The sequence below is a fragment of the Ideonella sp. P3_A4 genome (assembly GCF_056403075.1).
In genome coordinates this window covers 1-5,800 of sequence record NZ_JBFUGE010000384.1, presented here as the reverse complement: position 1 = coordinate 5,800, position 5,800 = coordinate 1, and the positions used below count along the sequence as shown (strand labels likewise).

The 5,800-nt window shown below is 60.5% G+C and carries 6 protein-coding genes; 1 reads left to right on the top strand and 5 read right to left on the bottom strand.

Annotated features, from left to right (window positions below):
- Positions 1 to 73 precede the first annotated feature (73 nt).
- Together AC1DYI_RS24730 and AC1DYI_RS24725 are read right to left on the bottom strand one after the other, a co-directional pair.
- Positions 74 to 409, bottom strand: a complete 336-nt coding sequence (locus tag AC1DYI_RS24730) for a hypothetical protein (RefSeq protein WP_477206786.1) — start codon at positions 407 to 409, stop codon at positions 74 to 76.
- A gap of 71 nt (positions 410 to 480) precedes the next feature.
- Positions 481 to 1,077: a hypothetical protein gene (locus AC1DYI_RS24725; protein ID WP_477206785.1), complete on the bottom strand. Its 597-nt coding sequence runs from the start codon at positions 1,075 to 1,077 to the stop codon at positions 481 to 483.
- 87 nt (positions 1,078 to 1,164) lie between these two features.
- On the opposite strand from AC1DYI_RS24725, the gene AC1DYI_RS24720 reads away from it, so the two are divergent.
- Complete coding sequence (locus AC1DYI_RS24720; protein WP_477206784.1) at positions 1,165 to 2,118, top strand: IS1595 family transposase; 954 nt, start codon at positions 1,165 to 1,167, stop codon at positions 2,116 to 2,118.
- An 87-nt stretch (positions 2,119 to 2,205) separates the two neighbouring features.
- On the opposite strand, the gene AC1DYI_RS24715 is transcribed toward AC1DYI_RS24720, so the two are convergent.
- From AC1DYI_RS24715 to AC1DYI_RS24705, 3 genes are all read right to left on the bottom strand, one after another.
- A complete protein-coding gene (locus tag AC1DYI_RS24715; RefSeq protein WP_477206783.1) occupies positions 2,206 to 2,934 on the bottom strand; it encodes a hypothetical protein in 729 nt (242 codons plus the stop codon).
- Positions 2,935 to 3,149: 215 nt separating this feature from the next.
- Positions 3,150 to 5,207: a protease Lon-related BREX system protein BrxL gene (brxL, locus tag AC1DYI_RS24710; protein WP_477206782.1), complete on the bottom strand. Its 2,058-nt coding sequence runs from the start codon at positions 5,205 to 5,207 to the stop codon at positions 3,150 to 3,152.
- Positions 5,208 to 5,215: 8 nt separating this feature from the next.
- The coding region (locus AC1DYI_RS24705; protein ID WP_477206781.1) for a PglZ domain-containing protein at positions 5,216 to 5,800 on the bottom strand (585 nt) is incomplete at its 5' end.

Genomic DNA, 5,800 nt, shown 5'->3' with positions numbered 1-5,800 from the left:
ACGTTCGACGTAAGGGGCCTGCCGAAGGCAGGTCCCCTTGACGGAGGGGTTAGGCCGGCGGATGAAAAGGATGCTACTCGGCGGCTTCATCAGGAATTCTCGCCATTGCATTGCGGAAATCTCCAGTGGCGATCAAGTCTTGAACTAGTACCTCAATCTCAGCACGAGTGGTGCTGACCGCCAGTATCAAGTTTGCCGCCCAGAGATAGCTGCCTGACAAGCATTCTCCAGAAACTCTCCACTTACTGCGCAATGTGCTCACATGCTCGAAGGAGCAAATGGTGGCTGACCATCGGCTTCCGTCTTCGAGGGTGGCTACTACATCGACAAGATCATCAGCTGGAACCCATGCGCCGGGACTCCAGAATTCAGCAGAGATCCATAGCGTGGTGAGGCGCGGTTTGCCCATAGAGTGTGGTCTAACGTTCGAGGTAAGGGGCGGATTGCGGCTTGCCGCAAGACGTCCCCTTGACTGAAGGGTTAGCCGTTTCGTGCATTGAGGGCTCGGATACATGCGTCTCTTGGCTGGAATGAAGGACTGTCATACCGCTCTTCGCCTACGGTGTACTCAAACCCCGGCGCTAGGCGAATATGCCGTTTGAGTACAACGTCGTAGCCGTTGGTGGACGTGGTCGCATTGCCGAAGGATGTCACGTAGCACTTCAGATTTGGCTCGGCGAACCCCGAATAGATTGGAACCGTATCACCTATAACGAAGGCTACTCCGAGTGCGCCGCCGGTGCCAAGGAGAAGACCTGCTAGCAGGACAAGAGATGCTAGGGCACCGAGAGAAAAGCCCACTAGCCGGGGGCGCAGTCGGAAGGCGGAGATAGCCACTACGCCGAATGCGAGGTAGGCGAGCCCGAGAAGAATCGCATTGACCTCATAGAGCGAAGTCGCAACGCCGAATGAGACTGCTGCCGCGACGCAGCCGAGACTGGCGAGGAGCAGCTGAAACGCGAGACGTTGAACGATTGACTGCTGGCGGGCAAGAAGCCATGCGCCTACGGGCGCCAGTACGGGCGTGCCGAGGAGTGCAGTGAAGCATGCAAGGAATGCGACCGTGGTAGATGACATCTTGATTAGCGATGATCCTCAGCCACTGACTCACTGGGTGAGCCAGTAGGGACGGAAGATGAATTGGCAGACATCAGGAGGCCAATCATGCCGATGAATCGGGTGCAATTCCAGAAGGGACTGTCGTTTGGCGAGTTCATGCGTCGGTTCGGGACGGAAGAAGGCTGCGAGCAGGAGTTGCAGGCGCAGCGCTGGCCGCAGGGCTTCAAGTGCCCCGCGTGCGGCAGCGACGAGTACAGAAATTTCAGGCGCGGCAGGCTGTTGTACTACCAGTGCTGCAGTTGCCGCCACCAAAGCAGCCTGATCAGCGGGACTGTGATGGCGTCCAGCAAGCTGCCGCTGAGGATGTGGTTCCTCGCAGCCTATGTGCTGAGCCARGCGAAGAACAACGTCAGYGCGCTGGARCTGATGCGCCACCTTGGGGTGTGCTACCAGACGGCGTGGGCGCTCAAGCACAAGCTGATGCAGGCGATGTGGGTGCGCGAACGCAGCCGCASGCTCGGGGGCACGGTGCAGATCGACGAGGCGTTCCTCGGGGGCCAAGCCAGCGGCAAGGCCAGCCAGGGCCGCAAGGGCAAGGTGCCGTTGCTGGCGGCGGTGTCGGCCACGCCCGAGGGCAAGCCGGCGCAGGTWTGCCTGTCGCAGCAGCCAGCCACGGGCGAAGACGTGGTGGTGTTCTGCCTGAACAGYCTCRAGCCCGGCASYYTGGTGGTCTCCGATGGAGCGCCGAGCTTCAACTACACGGCATGGAAYCGCCTGGCGGTYCACCAAGCCATCGTGACCGGTGGCGGCAAGCAGGCTTGCGAGATCGCTGAACTCAAGGCGATCAACACTGTGCTGGGTAACCTGAAGACGGCCATCACGGGTACGTACCATGCCTTCAAGTTCAGCAAGTACGCTGAGCGATACCTGGCCGAATATCAGTACAGGTTCAACCGGCGATTCGATCTCAAGTTCCTGATGCAAAGCCTCATTCGCGCCGCGGCGGCCTGCAAACCGGTGCCTCTTCCATCGCTTCGCATGGCTGAGGTTCATCGCTAATCAGGATTTTTGATGATCCCTAACGTTCGAGGTAAGGGGCAGCTTGCACCCTGGCGCGAGACGTCCCCATGACTGAGGGGTTAACCGTCATCGCCAAAGATCGCAGATCTCCTCGACATACAGCTGGCCCTTTTGAAAGCAAAGCAGTTGGTCGCCGGAGGCTATGAAGATTGATTGGAACGCTGGTGGCGAAAGGAGTGGCTCGAGTCGAACAAGAAGCTCGCCGGCTGCTTCGTAAACCTTGTGTGGATAGAAGTGCAAAGCGTTTGGCCACTCATCCTGCACGAGAAGCCAGGTTGAGGCGTTTGCACAGTAGTTGCCGTTGCGAAGTTTCGCAGTCTTGCCGGCGAGGACGTACTCCATTGAATCAAGCCAGTTTCGACGCATCGCATCGGGCATCCATGGCGGGCCGGCACGCTCACCGCTGGCAATCTCGTGTTTCTGGACCGACGTGAAGTTCGTTTCACCAGGCTCAAACTTTTGGCCAAAGTTCATGGCGTCTGGGTAAAGCCTCTCACGAATGTCCTCTATGTGATAGTGCTCTGGCGGTACGGCTTCGACGCACTCCGCGCCAATGTCGACTCCCGCAAGGATGAGCGTGAAGTCAGGCTTCTCTCCGTGAACAAGTTCGAGAGGAAACTCGAGTCGGCCTGCGTGCGCCATGGTGGCCAGGAAACGGGCCATTAGGTACCGCTCGCGATGTTCCTTGGTTCGACCTTCGCTGACGAGCGGAACTGCAATGTCTATAGCGCTCAGTTGCGCCTGAAGATCAGCCGCAGATCCTGCTGACAGCGTGAGCTTCGGACGAGTTTCCATGATGGTCACCGTTTCACATTGGTGCTCGCTCCGGCGAGCGGGCGCGAGTCCTCGCCATGGAAGGGCCCGGCGCGGTCGTGCTGATCGCTTTGCATGTCTCGTTGTGTCAGCAGCTGTGCACCAGGACTCTCCCGGACCTGCAGTTTTGGAAGGTTCCGTCGAGCGCAAGCTCTATTCGAACCGTGAGAACGTGGTTCCTGGCACGACGCAGAAGGTCATTCAACCCCCAATGCTTTGAACACCGCATCCACTGGATCCGAATAGAAGCTCGTCTGAAACTTGGCGAACAATTCCCCTGGCACCGAAGGAATGTCTGTCACGCTCGACATCGGTAGCAGGATCCGCTTCGCCCCGGCGTCAAACGCTACCTGCAGGCTCTCCGCCAAGTTGCTCGCCTGGGTGATCGTTCCACCAAGGGACATGTCGCCCATCACAACGAGTTGGCTTTGTAGAGGCTTGCCCAGCGCAGCCGAGCACAACACGATCAAGCTGGCCAGGGTCAGTGCCTCGGGAGCGCCGGCGTTCTGCAGCTCGACCATGTGCAGGTGAAAGTCGCGCTCGGTCGGGTGGATCGATGCGCTCACGCGGCCAGCATTGGCCTTGAAGTAATCGAAGGCCACGCGCACCGGCTCGCGTGTGACCGGGCCCGATACCGACAGCTTGCCGCCGCCGGCCATCGCCTGAATCTCCATGCGGTACACGCCGGGCATGCCGCCTTCGCCCATGGTGATGGTGTGCAGCACGCCGGGGCTGAGCCGCCCTTCCGGGATCAGCCCGCCACCGCCCTGTTCCGGCACTGAGATGAAGCGCTCCTGCATGTCCTCCAGGTCGATGTAGGAGAAGTGCACGTCGTAGAACTCCATGCCGCCGATCTTCTTGAGCTGCTCCTTGACGCGCCGGCGCGTCTCTAGCGCGTACTCCAGGCACTTGCGCACCGTGTCTTTGGTGTAGGCGCCGTCCGGGGAGATCAGCTTCAGCAGGCCTGACACCGTGCGCCGCACGGCGATGGTGTCGCGCTGGTTGAGGTTGTTGCCCAGCTTGAAGTGCTTGTCGATGGCATCGGCGAAGCTGCGCTTGCGCATCTCGCGCGCCCACTCGGCCAGGTAGTCCACGATCAGGCCGTATTGGTCGGTGAAGAACTCCGGCCGCATCTTCGGGATCTCCCAGCCCGGCACGTAGGCGTGAAAGCGGTCGAAGAAGGCCGAGTCGATCATCACGTCCGGGAATGGGGCAAACAGGTGACTCGTCTTCACCAGTGACTCCACCGATTGCCCCTGCGGCAGATTGCCCACAAAGACCATCGCCGCGCTGGCGTTGATCGACTCGCGCCCGCGGCTAAACGACCCCGAGGCCATGTAATCCTTCATGATCTGGACGCCGTCCTGATCCTTGAAGTTGATGCCGGCCACCTCGTCGAAGGCCACCACGTCCCACAGGCCCACCAGACCCACTTTGCGGGCGCTCATGTTGTAGAACAGGTTGGCCACCGTGGTCTGGCCACCGGACACCAGGATGGAGTTCGGGCTGATCTCCTTGTAGATGTGGCTCTTGCCCGTGCCGCGCGGCCCCAGCTCGCACAGGTTGTAGTTGTTTTCCACCAGCGGAATCATCCGCGCCAGCAGGTGCCACTTCACCCGTTCTTTGAAGCACGTCGGCTCCATGCCTGTCGAGCGCAGCAGCGCGTCAATCCACTGCTCTTCCGTGAACCCCTTCCGGCCAGCGAATAATTCCTCCATGTCCATGTTTGGCATCTGGATCGGCTTCAGGTCCGACACCACGAAGGGCGAGGTCTTCTGGTTCTCTTCGAACCGATACTGCAGCGTCACGATGCACCAGATGCCCCCTACCAGCAGCTTCTCGAACTGCCGCACGTAGGAGTCCGGCACCTCGGCGTTCTTGATGCCCAGGTTGGACAGCAGCGCCTCGTAGGCATCGCGGTTCTCGTTCAGCTTCACGGTGACCTTGTCGATCACCTTGAATGAGCCGCGCTCGCGGATCTTGCTCTTGACCTTCTCGGCCTCGTCGGGCCGCACGTAGTTCTCGGCCAACACATTCTTGACGGTGACCAGGCCAGCGCGGATGGTTTCCGCGTCGTCTGATGCGCAGTACATGCCCAGCAGGTACTCCAACACGTAGACGGGAACGTTGGCCCCTTCCTTGATCAGCTTCGTCAGGTCCTTGCGCACCACGCGCCCGGCAAAGCGCTCGTTGAGCAGCTTGTCCAGGCCCGGGTCGATGGTGGCGGCCTGCGCCGGTGCGGTGTTTTCAGCCATGGTGGCCCTCAAAAGTCATTGCTGAAAGCCAGGTCGATGCGCAGCGGCGCCCGCCAGGCCTCTGCCTTGGTCTTCGCGTCGCGCGCGACCAGAAAGTAGTCCTTGGTGCGGTCGTAGCTGCCTGCCGCCAGGGTCAGCATCACCGACCGCTTGCGCTCGTCGAGCATCGGTGAGGTGCTGTCGAAGGTCAGGATCTGTTCATCGCTGATGGACTGGTCGCCATCGCGGATGGACAGCAGCAGCGTCACCGGCAGCACGCGCTCAGACACCGCCTCGGTCTGGATGAACTCGAAGCGCTGCTTGTTGGTGACAACCTTGTTGCTAGACCCGAGCAGGCTCACTTCCACCTGCCGCGTCTTGGCCTTTTCGGTGTCACTCTCCTTCACCACTATCACCGGAACTACGATCTCTTGGGGCATGGCGCTGCCATGCACAAAGCGCGCGCCGCCGACGAAGTGGAACCGACCCGCGCCCTTGGGCACCAGAAAGTCCAGGCTGCCTGTGCCTTCATCCGTGCCCGCCGTGGCGGCCGTGTTGCCAGCCCATGCGTTTTGCATCGGCTTTTGCATCGGCCACATGCCGCGGCCCAGGAT

What these genes read in the sequence shown, in the direction of transcription:
- AC1DYI_RS24715 (WP_477206783.1), bottom strand. Translation starts at nt 2,934, where the DNA reads ATGGAAACTCGTCCGAAGCTCACGCTGTCAGCAGGATCTGCGGCTGAT.
- AC1DYI_RS24725 (WP_477206785.1), bottom strand. Translation starts at nt 1,077, where the DNA reads ATGTCATCTACCACGGTCGCATTCCTTGCATGCTTCACTGCACTCCTC.
- AC1DYI_RS24730 (WP_477206786.1), bottom strand. Translation starts at nt 409, where the DNA reads ATGGGCAAACCGCGCCTCACCACGCTATGGATCTCTGCTGAATTCTGG.
- brxL (WP_477206782.1), bottom strand. Translation starts at nt 5,207, where the DNA reads ATGGCTGAAAACACCGCACCGGCGCAGGCCGCCACCATCGACCCGGGC.